This is a genomic window from Nocardia sp. CY15 (assembly GCF_009829295.1).
GTDB classification, from domain to species: domain Bacteria; phylum Actinomycetota; class Actinomycetes; order Mycobacteriales; family Mycobacteriaceae; genus Nocardia; species Nocardia sputi.
On sequence record NZ_VUOT01000020.1, the window covers coordinates 63,638 to 85,867 of the forward strand.

General features: G+C 66.2%; 21 protein-coding genes. 10 read left to right on the forward strand and 11 right to left on the reverse strand.

Annotation, left to right across the window (positions count from 1 at the left end):
• Positions 1-40 precede the first annotated feature (40 nt).
• Positions 41-1,168, forward strand: coding sequence for a DUF6301 family protein (locus GVY39_RS21165; protein ID WP_159927213.1), 1,128 nt, complete (start codon positions 41-43; stop codon positions 1,166-1,168).
• 83 nt (positions 1,169-1,251) lie between these two features.
• Entirely contained in the window at positions 1,252-1,602 is a 351-nt protein-coding gene (locus GVY39_RS21170; protein WP_159927215.1) for a hypothetical protein, read from the forward strand.
• 101 nt (positions 1,603-1,703) lie between these two features.
• Here GVY39_RS21170 and GVY39_RS21175 read toward each other — a convergent pair whose 3' ends face one another.
• Positions 1,704-2,330 (reverse strand): hypothetical protein, encoded by a 627-nt coding sequence (locus GVY39_RS21175; protein ID WP_159927217.1) that lies wholly within the window; start codon positions 2,328-2,330, stop codon positions 1,704-1,706.
• A 348-nt stretch (positions 2,331-2,678) separates the two neighbouring features.
• Between GVY39_RS21175 and GVY39_RS21180 the strand changes: the two genes are divergently transcribed.
• Positions 2,679-4,103, forward strand: coding sequence for a WGR domain-containing protein (locus tag GVY39_RS21180; protein WP_159927219.1), 1,425 nt, complete (start codon positions 2,679-2,681; stop codon positions 4,101-4,103).
• A 621-nt stretch (positions 4,104-4,724) separates the two neighbouring features.
• The gene (locus tag GVY39_RS21185) at positions 4,725-6,920 is read left to right on the forward strand and encodes an elongation factor G-like protein EF-G2 (protein WP_159927221.1); all 2,196 of its coding nucleotides are present in this window, start codon (positions 4,725-4,727) and stop codon (positions 6,918-6,920) included.
• An 85-nt stretch (positions 6,921-7,005) separates the two neighbouring features.
• On the opposite strand, the gene GVY39_RS21190 is transcribed toward GVY39_RS21185, so the two are convergent.
• The 5 genes from GVY39_RS21190 to glnA form a co-directional block, all read right to left on the reverse strand.
• Positions 7,006-9,144, reverse strand: a complete 2,139-nt coding sequence (locus GVY39_RS21190) for a hypothetical protein (protein ID WP_159927223.1) — start codon at positions 9,142-9,144, stop codon at positions 7,006-7,008.
• A 237-nt stretch (positions 9,145-9,381) separates the two neighbouring features.
• Positions 9,382-9,702 carry a hypothetical protein gene (locus GVY39_RS21195; RefSeq protein ID WP_159927225.1) on the reverse strand — a complete coding sequence of 107 codons (321 nt, stop codon included), beginning with the start codon at positions 9,700-9,702 and terminating at the stop codon, positions 9,382-9,384.
• Positions 9,703-9,791: 89 nt separating this feature from the next.
• Positions 9,792-10,139: a hypothetical protein gene (locus GVY39_RS21200; RefSeq protein WP_159927227.1), complete on the reverse strand. Its 348-nt coding sequence runs from the start codon at positions 10,137-10,139 to the stop codon at positions 9,792-9,794.
• Between the two features lie 39 nt (positions 10,140-10,178).
• On the reverse strand, positions 10,179-10,502 hold the full coding sequence (locus GVY39_RS21205) for a hypothetical protein (protein ID WP_159927229.1): 324 nt from the start codon (positions 10,500-10,502) through the stop codon (positions 10,179-10,181).
• A 405-nt stretch (positions 10,503-10,907) separates the two neighbouring features.
• Positions 10,908-12,344, reverse strand: a complete 1,437-nt coding sequence (gene glnA / locus GVY39_RS21210; RefSeq protein ID WP_159927231.1) for a type I glutamate--ammonia ligase — start codon at positions 12,342-12,344, stop codon at positions 10,908-10,910.
• A gap of 252 nt (positions 12,345-12,596) precedes the next feature.
• On the opposite strand from glnA, the gene GVY39_RS21215 reads away from it, so the two are divergent.
• Entirely contained in the window at positions 12,597-13,052 is a 456-nt protein-coding gene (locus GVY39_RS21215) for an RDD family protein (protein ID WP_159927233.1), read from the forward strand.
• A 95-nt stretch (positions 13,053-13,147) separates the two neighbouring features.
• Here GVY39_RS21215 and GVY39_RS21220 read toward each other — a convergent pair whose 3' ends face one another.
• Together GVY39_RS21220 and GVY39_RS21225 are read right to left on the reverse strand one after the other, a co-directional pair.
• On the reverse strand, positions 13,148-13,882 hold the full coding sequence (locus GVY39_RS21220) for a DUF4191 domain-containing protein (protein WP_159927235.1): 735 nt from the start codon (positions 13,880-13,882) through the stop codon (positions 13,148-13,150).
• A 52-nt stretch (positions 13,883-13,934) separates the two neighbouring features.
• Positions 13,935-14,378, reverse strand: coding sequence for a hypothetical protein (locus GVY39_RS21225; RefSeq protein WP_159927237.1), 444 nt, complete (start codon positions 14,376-14,378; stop codon positions 13,935-13,937).
• A 442-nt stretch (positions 14,379-14,820) separates the two neighbouring features.
• Between GVY39_RS21225 and GVY39_RS21230 the strand changes: the two genes are divergently transcribed.
• Genes GVY39_RS21230 through GVY39_RS21245 form a run of 4 tightly spaced genes read left to right on the forward strand, consistent with a single transcriptional unit; the run spans position 14,821 to position 19,201 of the window.
• A complete protein-coding gene (locus tag GVY39_RS21230) occupies positions 14,821-16,488 on the forward strand; it encodes a CocE/NonD family hydrolase (protein WP_159927239.1) in 1,668 nt (555 codons plus the stop codon).
• Positions 16,485-17,855, forward strand: coding sequence for a M20 family peptidase (locus GVY39_RS21235; protein ID WP_159927241.1), 1,371 nt, complete (start codon positions 16,485-16,487; stop codon positions 17,853-17,855). Before GVY39_RS21230 ends, GVY39_RS21235 begins: the two co-directional genes overlap by 4 nt.
• Positions 17,852-18,739, forward strand: a complete 888-nt coding sequence (locus GVY39_RS21240) for an alpha/beta hydrolase (protein ID WP_159927243.1) — start codon at positions 17,852-17,854, stop codon at positions 18,737-18,739. The genes GVY39_RS21235 and GVY39_RS21240 overlap by 4 nt, the downstream gene beginning before the upstream one ends.
• Positions 18,740-18,748: 9 nt before the next feature.
• Positions 18,749-19,201 carry a 6,7-dimethyl-8-ribityllumazine synthase gene (locus GVY39_RS21245; RefSeq protein ID WP_159927245.1) on the forward strand — a complete coding sequence of 151 codons (453 nt, stop codon included), beginning with the start codon at positions 18,749-18,751 and terminating at the stop codon, positions 19,199-19,201.
• Between the two features lie 275 nt (positions 19,202-19,476).
• Here the strand turns inward: GVY39_RS21245 and GVY39_RS21250 are convergent, their stop codons facing one another.
• The 3 genes from GVY39_RS21250 to GVY39_RS21260 form a co-directional block, all read right to left on the reverse strand.
• Positions 19,477-20,421 carry an endonuclease/exonuclease/phosphatase family protein gene (locus tag GVY39_RS21250; RefSeq protein ID WP_159927247.1) on the reverse strand — a complete coding sequence of 315 codons (945 nt, stop codon included), beginning with the start codon at positions 20,419-20,421 and terminating at the stop codon, positions 19,477-19,479.
• Between the two features lie 342 nt (positions 20,422-20,763).
• Positions 20,764-21,411 carry a cysteine hydrolase gene (locus GVY39_RS21255; RefSeq protein ID WP_159927386.1) on the reverse strand — a complete coding sequence of 216 codons (648 nt, stop codon included), beginning with the start codon at positions 21,409-21,411 and terminating at the stop codon, positions 20,764-20,766.
• A gap of 2 nt (positions 21,412-21,413) precedes the next feature.
• Complete coding sequence (locus GVY39_RS21260; RefSeq protein ID WP_201295297.1) at positions 21,414-21,656, reverse strand: hypothetical protein; 243 nt, start codon at positions 21,654-21,656, stop codon at positions 21,414-21,416.
• 205 nt (positions 21,657-21,861) lie between these two features.
• Between GVY39_RS21260 and GVY39_RS21265 the strand changes: the two genes are divergently transcribed.
• The gene (locus GVY39_RS21265; protein WP_223517337.1) at positions 21,862-22,197 is read left to right on the forward strand and encodes a helix-turn-helix domain-containing protein; all 336 of its coding nucleotides are present in this window, start codon (positions 21,862-21,864) and stop codon (positions 22,195-22,197) included.
• Positions 22,198-22,230: the final 33 nt, after the last annotated feature.

Here is a 22,230-nt window from a genome sequence, read left to right on the forward strand (position 1 = left end):
TGGCGAAACACGCTACGGCAGATGCGATTGTGGTGATCATATGACGGAGTGGCAGACGACGACCGCTGCCGAGCGGAGGGAAGTGAACCTCCTGAAGCGACAACTGACACTCATCCTCCATGGCCCGCTCGACCAAGTCCATCTCGACCGGTTGCGAGACGAACTCGGCATGACCTCGACTGGCTCCGCCACCGACCCGGTCGGCACCCGATTCGGACAGCGCCTCCGACATCACCCGAAGTATCAGACGATCACAATGATGGTGCTGACCGTGCTGCGCACCGATATAAACGAATGGTCGGTTAGGCTCGACGCCATACCGGGCACCGACTTCTCCGAATGGAAGCGCCTCGCTGAAATCAGCGCCCAGAAAACAGGACTCACCATCGCCGAACGGCAGCTGCCGTCATCGACGCCCCTCTCCGATATCGGTGATCCAGAGCCGGCGACTCGCATCGGCCGATCCACCGATGAACTGTCAACGGCTGGCGCCGCGAGCTCCGCCGCCCCGCATCCGATGCCAACCCCCCTGCTCGGTCTCAGTACGATGTCGCCTACCGGCCGCCCAAGCTGGGTGGACTTGCCTGCATACGACGCCGACCTCATGGACAGAACGATCCGGCAGCTCGAAGCCGTGCCGCGCTACACTCCACCGCAGCCACCAGTCCATCGACCGGAGCTGGACGACGCAGAGTTGGTTAACCTCGTCACCGGACTTCGCAATCTGATCTGGTCATGGCGAATGGATGACCTGGTGACCGTCAGCGCGCGAGCCGGGCTCTGGACGATAGAAAGACGCGAAACCGATCGGGTGGTATTCACCAGCAGATATGTGGCCGGTGAGTGTTATGTGAACGGAAGTGCCCTCGATGTCCATTCCATAGATTTGCCGGTCGCGACCATCATGCCTGATAGCGACGACTGCCGGACACCACCACGCGACGCCTTCACCCGAATGACCGCAGCACTCATAGACATATATGGTGAACCCACCGCACGCTCGTCGGGGACGACTTCACAGATCGAATGGACGGGAACGGAAAATGCACTGATCCTCGCCTACCGACATCCTTCCGTCCGGATCATCGTACGCCTCAACCCGAGAATCACCACTATTTATGGAGAAGCCGAGAGCACGCGCCGCAAGCGAAATGAAGAGCGGCGCTAGTATCGACCGCTTCACTCTCGACGAGTGATCGGCGTATGATCTCGTGTCGAGCCACATCGAGATTACACCTAAAAAGGATACTCATGACCATTACCTCGTACCACGGAACCTTTTATACCGATAGACCGGAGGTGATGGAACAGATTCTGAGAGCGTGGGTAGCGAAACAAGCTCTGCAGATGAAGCCGCATCGCGGGTTTCAGGTGCACTATGAGACCGACGGATTCGAACTCTATTGTTACGATGCGGGTGGGCCGGAAGCGCCTATCTACTTCCTTCTCGAGGGCCGCATCGAGGACGCGGCCGACTCCGCTGCTGATCGGCTTCGGAACCTTGCAGAACACTCCAGAAACGCAGGCCTGGAATTCAGTATCGACTACGAAGAAGTCGATGCCGAAGGGAATCCGTTGAGCGCCGAAAAAACACTGAGCTGATCCGCTCGAGTTTGCTCTGTGTGGCCGCCGTCGTCGGTGACGCCGCGCGTTACCGCCCCTGCCCGACCGGTGGTCGGAGCCGACCTGGCGACCCTCCGAGGTCACGCACTCAGTCGCGCCTGGACGAACTGCTGTGCGTGCGGCGGCATGAGCTCGACAGGCATCAGATACCACCCCCCGACGCGGAACTTCCACTCCACGACGTCGCCACGGAGTCTGAAACGCCGGATATTCCGGTAGGCGATGCGCGAATCCTCGACGGGCGTGCGCAGGGCGAAACCCTCACCGTCGTACTCGACATGCACCAGTGCGCCCGGAAAAGCGTAGGTCGCAATCCGTTTGCGGGTCAGGTTCCATCCTCGGAAGGAACCGATGACCATGAAGAACAGGATGAAGCCGAGCACGAACGCGATGCCGCCGACCGCACCGTCGCCGAATCCCTCGGTGCCCTCGCGGATGACATTCACGACTACCTGCAAGCTGAACAGCCCGGTGATCACACCGAGGAACAGCAGAAACCGAGTCGGATCGAAGCTGGCGAAGAAGGCCGCGCGATCGAGACGTCCCGCGGTCTGCGCGTCGGCGGCATATTCGAACACGAGCCGCTGGTCCCCGGCCGCCGGGACGGGCTGGTGGGGCTGCGCGTTCGACGGCGAGTACTGGCCGCCGCCCTGCTGCGGCGCCGGATATTGCCGCGATGGCCGCGGATCGGGTGGTGTGGCATTCACGTGCGACGGCCGCGGATGTGACCACGGCGCTTGCGGTGGCGTTGCCTGCGGATATGGTTGCTGTGCCTGGGGTTCGGGCTGCGATTCATACAGATGCTGTGGTGGCACTGGTGGATACGGTGCCCCCTGCGGCGGATGCCCGCCGTACGCGCCTGACATCGTGTTCGGATACGGCTGCCCAGCCGGATGCGGTTTCACGTCGTTCGAGTTCCTTCCCCTGCCGAGACAGGCTAACGCTCGGCCTCCGGTTCTCATAATGACAAGGCCTCCGACGCGAGGCACGCCGAGTGTCGGTCCCCCTTGCTAACTTTCGTCCTGTTCTGATCTGACGAAACCAGGCGAGGCGCTATGACTATCGGGGGAACCACCTATCTCGAGCTGTCCGAGGACAGCGGTTCCGCGCACAAGTTCTACGAGGTGATCGTCGCGGGCACCCAGGTGAGTGTTCGTTTCGGTCGCATCGGGGAGCAAGGGCAGACGAAGGTGAGTTCGTTCGCCACCGAGGAGAAGGCGCAGGCCGCCGCGGCCAAGAAGGTCGGCGAGAAGGTGCGCAAGGGCTATGCGCCCGCGGTGATGGGGGCGCGGGGCAGGCGCCCGGTGACCCGGCGGGCGATCAGCAGCGGCCGCTCGACCGCGAAGGCCGCGCCCGTGCTGTGGAGTTTCGACTCCGGCGCCGCCGCATTCGGCATCTTCGTCGACGAGCGTCGCTGCTGGGTGGGCAACGAGAGCGGTGACGTGTTCACCCTGACCCCGGACGGGGTGGTCACCGGTCGTTACCGCTTGCCGGACGCCGTCAAATGCATTGTGGCCGATGATTTCTGGATTTACGCCGGATGCGATGACGGTCGCGTCTACGACTTGTCCGGCAAGGTGCCGCGCGCGGCGTACGACATCGCGGCCGATGTCGACATCTACTGGCTCGACATCCACGACGGCATCCTCGGCGTCTCCGACCGTCAAGGCGGCATCACCGTCATCGACTACGAGGAGGAGTCGCTGTGGACCCGGCGCAGCACCGGCGATTCGGGCTGGATGGTGCGTATCGACGCGGACGGCGTCTACCACGGGCATTCCGCGGGCGTCACCAAGTACGACCTGGACAGCGGCAACCCTCTGTGGCAGGCGGGCACCGGCGGCGACGTGCTGTTCGGTTGGCAGGAATCCGACGCCGTCTACGCGGGCACCTCCCGTAACCAGGTGCGCATGGTGACCAAGAGCGGCCGGGCCGAGCGCACCTACCAGTGCGATGCCGCTGTCTTCTCCTGCGCGACCTCGCCCGACGGCCGCTACGTCTTCGCCGGCGACAATTACTCGTCGGTGTACTGCTTCGATGCCGCCGGGAACCGCGTATGGAAGTTGGCCACCGGCTGCGGCTCCGCCTACTCCATGCAGTATCACGACGACAAGCTGTACCTGGTCACCACCACCGGCACGCTGGCCTGTCTCGATGTCAGCGAGGCCGCCATTCGCGATGCCGAGCAGGGCGTGCTGCCCCAGACCGTTTCGGTGAAGGCTCCCGAGATCTCCGCCGTGGTGCCCAGCAATACCGTCGAAGTCACCTCCGACGCCGGAACGGGCGTCATCGTGGAGTGCGTGAACCACGGCAGTTCGCTGCGCGTGCGGGTCGTCTCGCCCGGATACCAGCGCGGCTGGAATGTGCAGTTCCCCAAAGACATCCGGCGCGCGGGCGCTCGTTACGTGGTCGACGGCGTTGCCGAGTCGGCGCGCGGTGGTTTCTACCGCGTCCGCGGGGACATCCGGCAGCTGACCTGAGCGCACCGACAGCGCTCACCCGAGGAGCGTTGCTCGCACGTCCTGCGTGACATGCGAGGAACGCTCCTCGGAGAAACCGGCTCGCCGACACACTGGATGCGGAGCCTCCGCCCGGGAGGCGGATACGCGCACTTCGACAATTTTTCGCCAACGCCCCGCTAGTACCAGCCCGGCGCTCTTCGGCGGGGTAGGCGCGATTGGCGTCCCCGATCTCCGGCTCGCCTGATACCTCCGCCTGCTCGCACGGCGATCAACTGAAGCCGTAGATCCTTCACGCCAGGACTCAGCTCTCCGGCGACCTGAGCTACAGCTCGGGGACGATGGCGTTCGGCCGATGGCTCGGGCCACGACGGGGCGCGGTTGGGCTACTCCACTCATCTCCCGGCACGGCGACTCCCGCGGATCGAGGACGATTACAACGATCGAGAATGTTGGTCGCTTCGGCGCCCAAGCGTTCACCCCGGTCACCGCGACGGCCACCGAGGTGACCGATGTCGGCCCGGTCAGCTCCCCCGCCCGCTGTTGCCCGCCCGCACACCCTGATCTGCCGATTCGTCGGCGGAACGCCTCGCCCGGTGGGAAGGTGGACGTACGGCAGGTGTCAGCAGAGGAGCGAGACACATGGTGGACAAGACCGACGGAGCTGCCGCGGGCGACGGCGGCGTGGTGACGGCGGACCGGCCCGAGCAGATCCGCAACGTGGTCCTGGTCGGGCACAGCGGGTCGGGAAAGACCACGCTCGTCGATGCCATGGCGCTCACCGCGCGGGCGGTCAATCGCGCAGGGCGGGTCGAGGACGGCACCTCGCTGTCGGACTACGACGAGATCGAGCATCGCCAGCACCGATCGGTGCAGCTGTCGGTGGTGCCGGTGGCATGGGACGGCATGAAAGTCAATCTGGTCGACACGCCGGGTTACTTGGACTTCGTCGGCGAGTTGCGGGCGGGTCTGCGCGCGGCCGATGCTGCGCTGTTCGTCATCTCGGCGGCCGAGGGCGCGGCGGGGATCGCGGGGGCGACCAGGGCGCTGTGGGAGGAATGCGCCGCGGTCGGGATGCCGCGCGCGATCGTCATCACCCACCTGGACACGGCGCGCGACGAGTACGACGTGATGACCGACGCCTGCCGGACCGTGCTGGGCGGCGGGTCGTCGGAGACCATCCTCCCGCTGCATCTCCCCGTGTACGGCCCGAAGAATCCGGATGGGCACCGGCCGGTCACCGGCATGGTGGAGCTGCTGCCGCACTGCGTGGGCGACTATTCCTCCGGCGTGGAGGTGCAAGGCGACCCGTCGCCCGATCAGGTGCCCGAGCTGGAGGAAGCTCGCAACCGCCTGATCGAGGGCATCATCGCCGAGAGCGAGGACGAGACCCTCATGGAGCGCTACTTGGAGGGCGAGGAGATCAGCCTGGCGACGCTGATCGCCGACCTGGAGCGCGCGGTCGCCCGCGGGAGCTTCCATCCGGTGTTGTTCGCCGCCCCAGCGCCCGAAGGAGCCAAGCAGGGCCTGGGCACGGTCGAGCTGCTCGACCTCATCACCGGCGGCTTCCCGACGCCGGCCGAGCACCCCATCACCGCCACCAACGGCGCTGAACCGCATCCGCTGCGCTGCGACCCGGACGCGGAACTGGCCGCGGAGGTCATCCGCACCGCTTCCGACCCGTACGTCGGGCGGGTCTGCATGGTCCGCGTCTTCTCCGGCACCCTGCACGCCGACGATACGGTGCACGTCAGCGGCCACGGCTTGGAGGACCGCGGCCACGAGAGCCACGAGCTGGACGAACGGGTCGGCGCGATCTCAGCTCCCTTCGGCAAGCAGCAACGCCCGCTGCGGCAGGCGATCGCGGGCGATATCGCCTACGTCACCAAGCTCGGTCATGCCGAAACCGGCGACACGCTGTCGTCCACCGACAATCCGCTCCGGATCGAGCCGTGGCCGATGCCCGATCCGCTGCTGCCCATCGCCATCCGCGCGCACAGCAAAGCCGACGAGGACAAGCTCTCGCAGAGCCTCGCCCGGCTGGCGGCCGAAGATCCGGCGCTACGCCTGGAACACAACGCGCAGACGCATCAGCTGGTGCTCTGGTGTCTGGGTGAAGCCCATCGCGACGTCGCCTTGGAGCGGTTGCGGACCCGGTTCGGCGTGCAGGTCGACGTGATAGAGCATCAGGTGGCGCTGCGAGAGACGTTCGCGGGCAAGGCGTCCGGGCGCGGCAGGCATGTGAAGCAGTCCGGCGGGCACGGCCAGTACGCCGTGTGCGAGATCGAGGTCGAACCCCTGCCCGAAGGGTCGGGCATCGAGTTCGTGGACAAGGTGGTCGGCGGAGTCGTTCCGCGCCAGTTCATTCCGTCGGTGGAGAAAGGCGTGCGTGCCCAGGCATCCCGCGGGCTGACCGCCGGATATCCCCTCGTGGACGTGCGGGTCACCTTGTTCGACGGCAAAGCCCATTCCGTCGACTCCTCCGACGCCGCGTTCCAGACCGCCGGTGCGCTCGCCTTGCGCGAGGCCGCGGCAGCCGCGGGAATCCGGGTGCTCGAGCCGCTCGCCGAAGTATGGGCGCTGGTCTCCGACGAATTCGTCGGCCCGGTACTGAGCGATCTGTCCAGTCGCCGCGGGCGCGTCCTCGGCACCGAGCCGCACGGCAGCGGACGCACCCGCATCCACGCCGAAGTCCCGGAACTCGAACTCAGCCGCTACGCCATCGACCTGCGCTCGATCTCCCACGGCACCGGCGATTTCACCCGCGCCTACGCGCGGCACGAGCCGATGCCGAACCAGCTGGCCGCCTCGGTGCGTGGGGAGAAGACGCGCGCGTAGAGGACTCGCCATCCGAGCCGCGACTCGCGTCGCACCCGCGAGCATCTGTCGGCGCCATCAACCGCAGCGAACGATTCCGGCCGGGTCAGACCCCCTGCGGTGGTGGTGAAACGGGTGGCGGCGCGGCAGGCTGCGGCGCCGCGGCCACGGCCGGCGGAGGTGGCGCCGCGATTCCAGGAGCGCTACCGGCCGCCGTGTCCAAACCGGTCGGGTGAATGAAGCCCGCGAAATTGCCGTACTTTTCCTTCAACGGAGGATTGTTGGGATCCAAGGGAACGAGCTGGCCATTGTCGAGGACGAACAGGCCGTTCTCGTTCTTGACAACCAGCGCACTATGCTTCTCCCACTGCAGAATATCGCCGGTCTTCAGCTCACCGGGGCCATTGACCACCGCAGGCGGATGCTCCGCTGTGATCTCCCCCGCTGTTCCCTTATATGCCGATACCGCATCGAGAGCGACGTTCTGCGTCTGCTTCTGCAAAGCCTCCGCCACCGGCGGCGACGCGTTCACGGTCGTATCCCCGATCTGGACCGCGGGCGTCGTTCCAGGTGCCGTTATCGGCGGCGGAGTACCCGCGTAGGTCGGCGGCGTCACGCCGGCAGGGCCGGTTTGCTGAACGGCTTGTTGCGCGGTGGTCGTCTGGGCGTTGCGGTTGCGCTCTCGTTCCTCGCGCTTCTCCCGCTCCTGTTCTCGCTCCCGCTCCGCGTAGGCCCGCTCGAGTCGCTCGTCTTCGGGCTGACGCCCTTGGTTCATCATTCCGCTCATGGCGCTCATCATCGCCATCTGCTGCATCGCATTTGCCATACCGTTGTCGCCGCTGTTGGCGGCGGGCGCAACATTGCCGGAGTTTGTGCCAGTGTTCGCACCGGGCCCCGTACCAGTCGCGGATCCGGTTCCCCCCTGCAGTGCCGAACGAATGGCGGCAAGCGGATCCGTATCCGAGGACGTATCACCGGTTCCGGTGGCCGAGATGGGTTGCGTGCCTGTAGTCGGATCGGTCAGCGAACCATCGGTGTCGGTAGGGCCGCCCAGCAAGTCGTCGAAGGTAGATCCCCAGTTATCGTTCGCGGTAGTGCCGGACGGTAGCGTGGAAGCATCCTGGGTCGGCATTGGAGGAGTACCGGTGTAGACAGGCGGCGGAGTACCGGTGTTCGTAGGGGTTTTGGTCGTACCGGTAGGGGTGTGTTGAGTGGCGGGCTTTTCGTTCGGGTCTTTACCAGGCTGTTCTTTAGTGGGAAATCCCGGGAACTCACCGAACTTCTTCCCTGCACTCTCGGCTCGATTCGCGTATGCGGTGACCTCCTCTACGCAGAACTGAACAGTGTCGCGAATTATTCCATATATCGGCTCCTCTTCCACGACGTTCTGAATACCGGGAGCCGTAAAGTTGTCTTTACTGAAAGTGCTTCCGCCGAAGTATCCCGCGTGAGGTTTCATCAGCGTCGCCCAGATATCCTCATGCGCAGATTGGACTTTGTCCCACATTTTCCGATATGTGCGGTCATTGTCGGCAGTGAGCTTCAGGTTCTCCGTCTTGAATTGGTCGTCTCTGGCCGCCCACTGGGCATCCAACTCGTCGAGCAACTTGGAAGTCGAATTGTATGCTTCAATAGACTCGCCCTTGCCCCCGGCTTGAGCCTCTGCACCGTTTCCCATTGCATCTGTGAAGGATTTACTCAGGTTATTGTCCCAGATAACGGTGTCGTCACCCTTCTCCGGAGACGCCAGGGCGATCGGCTTCTTTTTGTCCCCCATCTGTTTCTTGAGGTACTTGAGCTGATGGTTCGCCAGACTGACGTACGTCGTCAGGTCTTCCGAAGGAGTACCCGGAGGCAGCTTGATCTTCAGCGGAAAGTCATCGACCGAGTCCCCCTCTTTCGGATCCTTGTCCAGACCCTCCATATATTTTTTCTTCTGCTCCGACTCGGTCGGAGAAGGAGGAGGGGGCGCTTTGCGATCATGTTCCGGGAGGCGCTTGTCCGGGTCGACGCGCGTTACGTTGTCGACAACTCTCTTTTTGTATGCCTGCCCATCCGTAGTGACGAGGTAATCCAGGCGGTTGTAGGGCCACGAGTCCAATTTCTTGGGGTCCCCACCCGGGTTCGCCTCATACAGCGTTACTTCGCCCCCGGGCTTTTCCTGCGCGTAGTAGTAGCCGGACTCCGGACGGCTCTCTGATTTTGTATAATTGCCGTGCTTGTCGTGAGTGAAGTAGTTGGTCATGCGTCCTCCTAGACGGGCAGTTCATCGCGGCGCCTGTCGCGAGAGCCCTGTCCTGATGCCGTTGCCTCGATCGCCCGACTGCGGGAAATACCGCCACTTACCCGCGCGTGGGAGTTCCGCTCGATAGTTCGCATCCCTTCAACACAACCCACGATCAGATCGATGATTCCAAGCGATTCGCGAGCGGATTGCAGCCATTCGAGATCCTCCCGCCGGCTACGTGGCGGCCGCTGAGGATCAGGCCTCCGGCGACTTGCCTCGAATCGTTGCGCCACCCGCGCCGTCGGTGTCCTCGATCACACCTGCCGTCGAGTGGGAAGTATCGGCAGTATCCTGACGACCATCCGCCACCGAGGTCCAGCCGACCACACGATCACGCAGGTGCGGACGTCCGGCAATCTGCAGAAACGCATAGGCCGCATAGCCGTTCGTCGCGATGAAATTCGCTTCGTAATCAGGATCGTTCTTCGCGCGCTCCCGGGCTGCCGGGACCATGTCATGGTTTACGCCGCGAAGTCGGCGCCACTCTTGTGGATCCTGATAGAACTCGGTGGTCATATCGACGAACCCTCTCCACTCCGACCGACCTCCCCATTCTTCAGCATCCCCATACCTGGGGATAAAGAGAGGAAGCCGAGAGCTGGAGTTCAGTAGCCTGAGCCGAACTCCGCCTTCTCCATGAGGTTGTACTCGGCCTCGGTGGGCAGCCCCAGCGAGTCGGCCAGGCGCGGCAACGCGCCGTTGTACAGCAGCTCCGCGCGCCTCCCCACCCGGGACTTCTGGTAGGCCAGCCGGGCGACCCGAAGAATCTCGGCGGCGAGCCAGCTGTCGGTGTTCTCCCACACCTCGTCGCCGAGGTGCAGACCGACGATCATGCCGCTTCGATCACAGGCAACTCCGACGGAGTAGTCGGGATTGAACACCTCGTAGATCAGATTCAGCCAATCGGGCGGCGTTTCGGCCTCAGTGGCGCCCGACACGCCCAGCTCTGTCACAGCATCACTCCTGGGTATGGGGCCGACCACAGCGGCAAGTTACGGTTCGGGCCATGACACCTTTGGTGGCCACGTCGTCTGCTGGATGGCAAGCCGGTGTTGCCGTAGGGCGTCTTCGGTGCTGTCCCGAATCGCCGCCATGATGTCGGCCACCAGCTCCTGACTACTCGACGAATGCGCAATCGTCCCGTCGGCGATGTACAGATCGACGAGACGGCCCATCCCGTCGACCTCCGGAATCACCCGGGCGCTTGGCGAGGGCCGCCGAGCGCGGACTCCCTTGATCCGCTCCATCATGTCATCGACGGCGTGCACGAACTCACGGCCGGATTCCAGCGCTGCCGCCGTAAATGGATGCATCATGAGTGTCTTGTCCTCCGCAACGATCGCCGCACGCCGCGCGAGTGAGGGGCCTTCATCCCGGCTACAGGACAGAGACCCGGCAGCGTCCGAACAAGCATGCCGGATCGCACGGTCATCCGACACTCGATCGAGTCGGCGCCCAGCACTTTCCGCATGCCACCTCCTGCTCTGGATGATACGGATCCATTCTTCACGCTCGGCGCGAGCTTCCCATGCATGAGAACGGAGCCACATAGCTCGCGATGACAGCCCGGTGTGCGTTCTGGTCAGGAACGCAAACAAGCCCATCTACCCGGCGACCACAAGGTGATCACAAAGCAGATGGGCTTCGTCGGCTCGCACGCACAGCTGCGAACGAAGCACCTGGTTGCCGGTGCTCCGATCACAGGGTGGCGACCTTACGACTTACACGTCGAAGTACAGCTCGAACTCGTACGGGTGCGGCCGCAGGTTCACCGGGGCGATTTCGCCCTCGCGCTTGAGAGTGATCCAGGTCTCGATCAGGTCCTCGGTGAAGACGTTGCCTTCGGTGAGGTAGTCGTGGTCCTGCTCGAGGCGGTCGATGACCGACGCCAGGCTGGTGGGGGCCTGCGGGATGTTCTTGGCCTCCTCCGGCGGGAGCTCGTAGAGGTCCTTGTCGACCGGGGCCAGCGGCTCGATCTTCTTCTTGATGCCGTCCAGGCCTGCCATCATCATGGCGGCGAAGGCCAGGTACGGGTTGCCCGAGGAGTCCGGTGCGCGGAACTCGAGGCGCTTGGCCTTCGGGTTGTTGCCGGTGACCGGGATGCGGACCGCAGCGGAGCGGTTGCGCTGCGAGTACACCAGGTTGATCGGGGCCTCGTAGCCGGGGACCAGGCGGTGGTAGGAGTTCACCGTCGGGTTGGTGAACGCCAGCAGCGACGGCGCGTGGTGCAGGATGCCGCCGATGTAGTGACGCGCCAGGTCGGACAGGCCGCCGTAGCCGGCCTCGTCGTGGAACAGCGGCTTGCCGTCCTTCCACAGCGACTGGTGCACGTGCATGCCCGAGCCGTTGTCACCGAAGAGCGGCTTCGGCATGAAGGTGACGGTCTTGCCTTCCTGCCACGCGGTGTTCTTGACGATGTACTTGAACAGCTGCAGGTCGTCGGCCGCGGCGAGCAGGGTGTTGAACTTGTAGTTGATCTCGGCCTGGCCCGCGGTGCCGACCTCGTGGTGGCCGCGCTCCAGCTCGAAGCCGGAGTTCTGCAGGTTGGTCGAGATCTTGTCGCGCAGGTCGACGTAGTGGTCGTAGGGCGCGACCGGGAAGTAGCCGCCCTTGTTGCGGACCTTGTAGCCGCGGTTGCGGCCGCCGTCCGGGTCGAACTCCGCGCCGGTGTTCCAGGAACCGGAGACCGACTCGATCTCGTAGAAAGCGCCGTTCATGGCCGAGTCGTAGCGGATCGAGTCGAAGATGTAGAACTCCGCCTCGGGGCCGAAGTACGCGGTGTCTGCGATGCCGGTGGAACGCAGGTACTCCTCCGCCTTGCGCGCGACGTTACGCGGGTCGCGGCTGTATGCCTCGCGGGTGAACGGGTCGTGCACGAAGAAGTTGAGATTCAGCGTCTTGGCGGCGCGGAACGGGTCGATGCGCGCGGTGGAGAAGTCGGGCAGCAACAGCATGTCCGACTCGTCGATGGACTGGAACCCACGGACGGAGGAGCCGTCGAACGCTAGCCCTTCCTCGGCGAGGTCGGTGGTGAAAGCCTTCCCCGGGATCGAGAAGTGCTGCTGCACACCGGGAAGGTCGCTGAAACGGATATCGACGTACTCGATGTCCTCATCAGCGATGAATTTGATGACCTCGTCGGCCGTGCTGAACGTCACTTGTTCTCCTTACGGATCGGTTCCCAGCCAGTGTCGCCTTGCGTGGGTTCGTCGCGACCCGACGCTATGGATGCCGTGTTTCCCTGCAGTCAAGGATGTGTTTCGCCGGTGTTACACGTGCGTCAGGCAGCGTGGTGCTGACCACCCGGACTCGATTGAATGGTAGTCCTGCCCCCGGCACGGCGCGCCCCGACGCTGAACTCCGCTTATGCGGTACCGGGCGCCGGTCCGCGCGCGCCTATCCTGGGGTGCATGGCACGCATCACCGGCTCTTGGCTCTCCGGTCCTCCGGCCGACTCCGGCGGTCCGGCAACTCCCGAGTTCCCCGGTGAACACCTCGGCCTGCCGCAGACCGGAGCGGGCTCGCTGGCCGGCATGGGGCGCCGCATCGCCGCTCTCTTCGTGGACTGGATGATCGCGCTCGGCATCGCGGCGCTGCTCGCCCGCACCACTTCGGCGTCGAGTCTGACGCTGCTGATCTGGTTCGTGATCGGCGTCGGCGCGGTCACGCTGTTCGGGTTCACGCCAGGGCAGTATTTCCTGCGGCTGCGGACGGTGCGCATCGACGCGCCCGCCCCGGTCGGCTTCGTGCGGGCGCTGGCCAGGCAGGTCCTGCTGCTGTTCGTGGTGCCCGCGTTGTTCACCGACGCCGACGGGCGCGGCATGCACGACCGCGCCACCGGCACGGCGCTGGTGCATGCACGCTGAACCCGGGCACGGCCGACGGGACGCCCTGGCCACCGAAATCGATCACGAGACAAAGGCCCGCCTCCCAACAGGGACGCGGGCCTTGTGCACAGCGGTCAGCGCCGGCGGATGGTCCGCTGCACGCCGCGCATCTTCGCGCCGGCGGGCATGGGCCCCTTCGGCAGGGCGGGCCCACCGCGCGCGCTGAGCGCGGACAGCCGGCCTTCGATGAGGTCCATCCGCTTGGTGTCGATGTTGCGCGGCAGTTTGGTGAGGTAGCGCTGGAGATCCTTGAGCGGCACCTCGCCTTCGTCGTTGCCGATGACGATGTCGTAGATCGGGGTGTCGCCGATCAGCCGGGCCGTGCGCTTCTTCTCCTGAGCGAGCAGCGACTTGACCCGCTGCGGGGCCCCTTCGGCGACCAGCACCACGCCGGGCAGGCCGATCACCCGGTGCACGGCATCCAGTTGCGTGGTGGCGGCGATGCCGTTGCTCACCCGCCACTTGCCCTGGAGATTGTCCAGCACCCAGGCCGCGGCGCCCGCCTGGCCCTCGGCCTTGCGGTAGACGCTCTTCTGCACCCGCCTGCCGAAGATGATGAACGCCAGCAGCGCGCCGAGCACCACGCCCAGCGGGACGAGGAACCAGGTCAGCCCGAAGATCAAGCCGATCACGACGAAGACGGCGGTGCTGCCGACCAAGGCGCCGATCATCAGCGGCAGCAGCAGCTTGTCTTCCTTGCGCTGCATCTGGAACGCCTGCCACAACTGCTTGCGGCGTTCTCTCGACTGCTGCTTGCGGGCCGCTTTCGCCGCGGCCTTCGCTTCCTTGGTGGGCTTGCCTGCTGCCATGACTCTCAGGATAGTGCCCAGGTAGTCGCGGCTTTGCCGTGCCCAGCCGGTCTCAGCCGCGGTGGGCGATCGAGCCGAGTGCGGTGAGATCCAGATCACCCGATGCTTCGGTCCATCCCATGGCGCGCAAATCGGCCGGGGCAGCCACACCGAGAGCGTCGCGCAAACCGACAGCGACCGAACTGGCGAACTCCACCAGGCTGTTGGGGGCGATAGGCCAGAAAAGGGTCCGGGTCCAGTTGTCGGCGTCATGCCGCACCGCGGGCTCGTGCCAGCCCTGCGCGCGCAGTTCCTGTGCGGCGGTCTCCGGAATCGGGTTGCTCAGGTAGTGGTTTCCGGCCAGTTCAGCAGACAGTTTGATGTCATATTGGACGAACTGGACGTAGCGATTCCCTGGAGCGGCGATGATCAGGGTCGCTCGTGAAGGCAGCTCCGAGAGGCAAAGCGCCAGCGCTTGCACGAACCGTTCCCAGTCCGCGGTCGCCAGCTCACGCATTATCAATCCCCCAAGCATTCGCACTGGGCTGATCATACGCCGACCGAGACACCGGACGAAGTATCTGCGACATCGCGGCGTTCATCCAGTCGGTACCGTTCGCCGTATCCTTCGTCGTCCCCGCGCCGCAGGGCCACAACCTGCGGCAGCTCCGGCGCGACCTACCCTGCGCAAACACCGGCTCGCGGCCGGGCCTCCGCGGCGGCCGGGACGCGGCGGCATGCCGCGAAGCGAAATTCGGATCGGAATCGAGAATGTCGATCGGTTCCGGTTTTCGCGCCGACCCTTCGGGCCGTCACCTCCTGACCGGGATCACCCCCGGAAGGTGACACCGCGCCGCAGCTCACCGCCATGTGGACGTGGCAGCGTGCGATTCGGACGGCGGCTCGACGACCCATGGTTCCGGGGGCTGGACATCCACGCGGGAAGACTCGATAGTCCAATGGTGAGCGAACGAGCCGTTCTGTTGCGCGCCCTGGGCGGGCTGCTGCTCCTGCTGGGAGCCGTCACCCCCGTGACCGCGGTCGCCGAGCCCCTGCCCGTGCCGTACCAGTGGAAGCAAACGTTCATCGACGGCACGGACGGCACCCGACTGCACGCCGATATCCTGCGCCCGGCCGGAATCTCCGAGGAGACCCGCACTCCCGTCATTCTCACCGTCAGCCCGTATCGCGCGCACCTGGCGTATTTGACCGAGCCGCGCCTCACCGGGGGGCCGTCCACCGACAACCTCACCGCCGAGATGTTCCTCAACGCGGGCTACACCTACGTCATCGTCGATCTTCGCGGGTTCGGCGGCTCGAACGGCTGCCCCGACTATGGTGGCCCCGGGGAGCAAGCGGATGCTGCCGCGGCCGTGGAGTGGGCGGCGAGCCAGCCATGGTCTACCGGCAAGGTCGGGATGTTCGGCACATCGTACGAAGCCTGGACCGGCCTCATGGGGCTGGCGGGCGCACCGAAAGGCCTCGCCGCTGTGGGCGCGTTCGCGCCCGTCGGCGACCCGTACTCTTACCTTTACATGCAGGGCATCTCCTGGAAGTTCGCCGGCAAGCCGATCACCGAGAGCGGTGTGCGGCCCGCCGACTTAGCGGGGTTGGAACACCTGCTCATCGCCTCTACCCCACCGCATCCGGAGGACTCCGGCGAATATCAGGCGAATGCGACACAGTTGCCGTGGCAGTGCTACCGGCGGTACCTGGCCGAGATCGGCGATCACAATCCGGACACTGCCTTCTGGCGCGACCGCGACCTCGTCGCTCGATTGCGCGGCAATACGATTCCGCTTTTCCTCGGTCAGGGCTTCGTCGACTACAACACCCGGGCCGACCGGGTGTTCGACCTGTGGAACGGCCTCGGGCCCGGCGAGCACCGGGCCTGGTTCGGCCAGTGGGGACACCGCACCTGCCATGACAAATGCGGCACACCGCACTTCGACACCGAGTTGCTCGCGTTCTTCGACAAGCACGTCGCAGGCCGCGACGTGGTGGTTCCCGGACCGCGAATCACCGTCGGCCAGTTCGACGGACGCTGGCGCGCCGAGACCGCGTGGCCGCCCGCCGACGTGCGGCGGGTCCCGGTGGGACTGCGCACCGGCGAGTACACCGACCGGGGCCTGGTCCCCGGGCCCGACCGTGAACTCTGGTCGGTCTCCGCGCCGCTGACCGGCGACCAGCACCTGTCCGGCATCCCCACCGCCACCCTCCGGCTGAGCGGCCCGGCGAGCGCGACGGTCGCGGTCGAACTCTACGACATCGCACCCGACCTGCGCGCCACCGTCATCACCCGCGGGATCGCACCCGTCCGCGACGTCGCCGAAGTCCGGCTGCTCGCCCAGGATTGGCCGATCGCGGCCGGTCACCGGATCGGCGTGCGAGTCACCGACGTGGTCGACGACGTGTGGTCGCACTCCCCCGCCTTCGCCTCGGTCACAGTGACGTCCGCGAGCATCGAATTGCCCCTGCTGACCGCAACTCGTCACCCGGATCTGCCGGGAGGGCTCACCGAAGGCATCGTGAAGTGGCGAAACGAGAAGACGATCGCCTTGGACCCGAGCATCCTGAACAATGCAACCGTGTCGATGAACCTGCCCGACCGCACCGGTGACCGATGACGGAACCGGTCGACGACCTGACCGCCGAACGCCTCGCCGCCGCGCTGCGCTGTGCGACGGTGTCCACCGACGACCCGCGCGATGCCGACAGCGCCGCGTTCGACCGCCTCGACGCTCACCTGCGGGCGTCGTTCCCCCGCGTGCACGCCGAGCTCGAACTGCGGCGGTTCGAACACAGCAGGCTCTACCGCTGGCCGGGTACCGAGCCGGACCGGGTGGCCGCGATCCTGCTCGCGCACCAGGACGTGGTGCCCGCGGACGATCCGAAGCGCTGGACTCACCCTCCCTTCGCCGGAGTGGTCGACGACGAATACATCTGGGGCCGCGGCGCGATCGATGACAAGAGCCGCGTGCTCGCCATCCTGGAGGCGGTCGAGTCGGCGCTCGTCGCAGGCGTACGGCCGCGGCACACCGTGTACCTGGCCTTCGGGCACGACGAGGAGGTCTTCGGCGGCGACGGGGCCGAGCGGATGGCCGATCATCTGCGGCAGGCGGGCGTGCGCGCGGATCTGCTGCTCGACGAGGGCGGAGTGATCACCGCGGGCATCGTCGAGGGCGTGCGGCAGCCGGTGGCCACGATCATGCTCGGTGAGAAAGGCTACGCGACGGTGCGGTTGTCGGTCACCGAGGTGGGCGGGCACTCGTCCATGCCGGGCAAGCAGACGGCGGTCGGCCGGATCGCGCGGGCGGTGGCCCGCGTCCAGGACCATCCGATGCCGCTGCGCCTGACGCCGGTGATCGCGGACATGCTGGCCAGGTTGCGCGACGTCATGCCGGGACCGCGACGGCGTCTGCTCGGCCTCGCCGGCATCGCCGGACCGGTGATCACCCGCGTGATGGCGACCCAGCCGCAGACCGAGGCCATGGTGCGCACCACCACGGCGCCGACGGTGATCCGCGGCGGCGTGCGGGCCAACGTGCTGCCGCAGCGCGCCGAGGCCATGGTGAACTTCCGCATCCTGCCGGGGGACACGGTCGCCTCGGTGCTGGCGCACTGCCGGAAAGTCGTGCGCGACAAGGGCATCGAATTCGAGCTGGTCGGCATGTCGTCGGAACCGTCGCGGATCACGGAGCCGGGCCCCACCTTCGAGCTGATCGCCGATCTCGCCCGCGCCGTCGTCCCCGGTATCGCGGTGACCACCGGCATCGTGCCCGGCGCGACCGACTCCAGGCACTACGACGACCTGGCGCGGACCCGGTGCAATTTCGCGCCGATCGTGCTGGACAACCGTGATCTGGCCTCGATCCACGGAACCGACGAACGCCTCTCCCGGGTCAACTACGCTCGACTCATCGAGTTCAACCGGCGGCTGATCGAGCATTTCGCGACGGTCGGCGCGCCATCGACGTCAGGAGCGCAGGCATGACGACCGAGCCGACGGCGGGCGACAGCGCGCCCGCCGAGCCGCCCGCCATCCGTACCGCGTCCGGGGAGTTCGACGGGATCGGCAGCGGAGTCGCGTGGCGCGCCTGGCTGCCGGAGGGCGCCGCGCGGGCCGTGGTCGTGCTGGTGCACGGTGTGGCCGAGCATTCCGGCCGCTACACCCACGTCGGACAACGCTTGATCGCAGCGGGTTTCGCGGTGTACGCGCTCGATCACATCGGGCACGGGAAGTCCGCGGGCGGCAAAGCCAACATCGGCTCCATGGAAGGCGCCGCCGACAACGTGGCCGCCATGCTGGCCATCGCGAGCCGTGAGCAACCCGGGGTGCCGCGCTTCCTGGTCGCGCACTCGATGGGCAGCCTGATCACCCTGTATCTGGCCACCCGCGCGCCGATCGACGTCGCGGGCCTCGTGCTGTCCGCCCCGCCGTTGGACATCCCGGTGGGCAATCCGGTGCAGCGCGCGCTCGCACCGGTGTTGAGCCGGTTCGCCCCGAATCTGGGTGTGCTGAGACTGGATTCGTCGCAGATCAGCCGCGACCCCGCGGTGGTCACGGCCTACGACAACGATCCGCTGGTCTACCGGGGCAAGCTGCCCGCCCGCACCGGCGCCGAGATGCTGAGCGCGACGGATACGGTCAAGCAGCGGCTGGCGCAGCTCACCGTGCCGGTGCTGGTGCTGCACGGCACGGCCGACGCGATCGCCGCGCCGTCGAGTTCTGATCTCATCGAGCGGGGCGCGGGGTCGAAGGATCTCACGGTGATCCGCTACGAAGGCCTCTACCACGAGGTGTTCAACGAGCCCGAGCAGCAAAAAGTGCTCGACGACGTCGTCGGCTGGCTGGAAGCGCACCTTACCGAACAGTAGTATCCCGGCATGAGAACTACCGGATCCATCGCGTTCATCCGCGCCAGCTGGCACAGCTCGATCGTGGGCAAGGCGTACGAGGGCTTCCGCACCGAATACGCCGACCTCGGTTTCGATCCCGCCACCATCGACGTCTACGAGGTGCCGGGCGCGTTCGAGATCCCCCTGCACGCCAAGCGCTTGGCGCACTCCGGCCGGTACGCGGCGATCGTCGCGTCCGCGCTGGTGGTGGACGGCGGAATCTACCGGCACGACTTCGTGGCGTCGGCAGTGATCGACGGGCTGATGCGCGTCCAGCTCGATACGGACGTGCCGGTGTTCTCGGTCGTGCTCACCCCCCACCACTTCCACGAGCACAGCGAGCACGTCACGTTCTTCACCGAGCACTTCGTGACCAAAGGCGCCGAAGCGGCCCGTGCGCTGGCGGGCACGCTCAGCTCGCTGCGGTCGCTGCCGGTGTAGCCGCGGGCAGGCGCTCTCGCCGTCCACGACCGACGAGAGCGGGTCGTCGCCCGCCATCGGTCCGCTACGTCGGGCCAGGGCGGATACGTCGGGCCAGGGCGGATACGTCGGTGCCGATCCGGTCGGCCCTCGGCGATACGACACCCGCCGGGCGACGGTGGTCCCCGAGCAGTCGCGACCGACCCCGTCGTAGTCGAACCGCGGCGGCCGCGACACCTGGACGATCCTCGTCAGCGCGGCGCTCGGACCAGTCGGCGCGGCGACTTCCGCCCGGGTCAGTGCAAGCGGATGCGGGCGATCAGCGCTCGGTGGTCGGAGCCCGGAACGGAGAGGGTGTGCAACTGTTCGGCGGTGGCGTCGGCGAGCAGGATGTGGTCGATACCGATCACCGGACCCCAGCTGCGGTCGTCGGGAAAGGTGGGCAGCAATCCGGCGCCGGTCTGGTCGGCCGCCGAGGCGAAGCGACCGCGCACGAGGTCACGGTAGGCCGTGTGGTCCCGGGTCGCGTTGAAGTCGGCGCCCACGATGGCGGGACCCCGTTGCGCCGCGAGGATTTCCCGGGTCCTGCGCATCTCCGCCTGCCACGCGGGGAAATCGAACGGCGGCGGGACCGGGTGGAACGCGAAGACCGCGATCGGCCCGCGCTCGGGGTGATCCATAGTCGCGGAGACGTTGTTCAGGATGTATCCGTCGTACTTCCTGTTCTCCCGCAACGGGTGCCGACTGTAGATGCCGGTGCCGCCACCGCCGTCGCGGGTGGGCTCGAGGTACTGATACGGCAGTTCGTCGAGCAGGCCCGCGCCCGCCAGCCGTTCGAGCGCGGCGTCGGTCAGTTCGTCGACGGTCAGCACGTCGACCCGGTTGTCCCGCACCGCACGCACCACCGCAGCCGGATCGGCCCGGCCGAACAGCAGATTCGATTGCATGACGGTGAGCGTCGGACCGCTCGCCGCCCGCCCTTCCGGCACGAACGCGGGCACCAGCGTCCACAGCACCGCCACGGCCAACACCCCGGCGAGTGCCGCGCTGCGCCACCCGCGTGCGACCAGCAGCAGCACCAAGCCTGCGAGGGCGCCGAACATCAAGTACGACGCCCCCGACGCGAGCAGTACCAGTCCACGCTGTTCCCACGCCCCGAAATGCAGCACGATCCCGACGGCGCCCACGACCACAGCGCACCACCCCGCCCCGAGCAAGGCTCGGTCCATCCATTTACGCATGCGGTCGAGCCTAGGCAATGTCTGTGGGGACTCGGTGTGCGCCGAGTGTGGATTACAGGTGCGGGACACTTCGGCGGCTTCACCGTGTGGCGCGACCCGGCCCTCCTGAGCTGGCCGCGGAGCGTAGGCGACATGGCGAGGGCAAGGAATATACGTCGAGGAATTTCGAGCGACGGGACCGCTGACGGCCGAGATCGCCGAAGACCTGGCGGCGGTGGCGGGTGGGTACCGTCCATCGGCTCGATCGCAAGCACTACACCAAGGCTCGCGTGGTGCGCATCGAAGCCGCCGGACGCCCCCCGCAACCTGAGGGTTCGACGGGACACACCGCGACCGACCGCGTCACGACACGCGCCGCCTCATCAGCTCGCTCAATTCCGTCGTCTCGGTGGTGAGTGATCCGCCGGTGAATTGCAGCGTGGCACAAGCTCTCTCGGCCGCCTCCGGATGCCCGGCGCCGCATGCGTCGGTCACGATGATCGGCAGATAGCCCAGGTCCAGGCTGTGCCGGACGGTCGGCTCGATGCCCACTTCCATGGCGATGCCTGCCACGGCATAGGCGTCGATGCCGCAGTCGCGCAGCGCGAAATCCAACGGCGTCGCGGCGAACGCCGACATGGTGATCTTGTCGAACACCACCTCGTCCGGTCCGGGCGTCAACTCGGGCACCAACTGGAACTGCGCAGAGCCCTGCGGGAAGCTCGATCGCAGGGCAGCCGGGTCGTCCACCTGCTGCCAGGACATAGCGGTGCGCAGCTGCGCGACACCTGACGCCGCGACCGGCAGCGACATGTGCCGGGTGTAGAACACCCGGAAGCCACCCGCCCGTGCGGCGTCGCGCAATCGGACGCAGGCGCGCACGATCCGCTCCCCCTCGGGAATCTGCCGCACGATGCCCACCTGCATGTCGTAGATGAGCAGCGCCATCCGCGCGGGGTCGCAGGCGTCGGGCACGGTCTGCGGGATGCTCAGGCCGAAGGCGTGCCGCATGCTCACGCCGTCCGGTCGTAGGGCTCGGCGACGTCGACGGCCGGATCCATCAACGCTTCCAGCGGCAAGGGCGCCTGAACCGGCACGAATGTCCACTCCAAGTATCCGGCCTTGGTGAGCGGAAAGTCCGCGACGTACTTGCGCGCCTCCTCGACGCTGTCGACCTCGAAGACGATGACTACGCCGGGCTCGTCGGCGCGCGCGTAGTTCTCCCGGACGATGCCCGCCTTCCACAGCCGCCACACATTGGCGACCTCCTCGGGCAGGTACGGATTGATCGTCTCCAGGGTGACCCCGGGCTTGAATCAATCGAAAACAATGACCTTCATAGGATTTCGCTCCATGTCTGCGGTGGTTTGCTACGAACGGCATCCATGGAATCGCGATGATTACAGTGTTACAAGAACGCACTTTTCGGTGCGTAGGGTGAGCAGCCAGGAGGTCCGACGCGTGCCCGACAAGCGCTACCACTGCGCCGTGGAGGTGACCGTCGACCTGATCGGCGGCAAATGGAAGCCGGTGATCCTCGCCCACCTGAAAGAGGGGGTGCACCGCTATGGCGAGCTGCGCAGGCGGATGCCGACCACCAGCGAGAAGATGCTGATCCAGCAATTGCGCGAACTGGAATCCGACGGCCTGGTCCGCCGCACCGTCTTCGACACGGTGCCTCCGCAGGTCGAATACACGCTCACCGACGAAGGCCGCACCCTCGTCCCCGTCCTCACCGCCCTCTACGACTGGGGCGAGCAGCGGGCGGCCCGCAGGGGTCTCGCCCTGGGAACGTGAGTCCGGCTTCGCGGACACGCTTCGTGCGGCCGC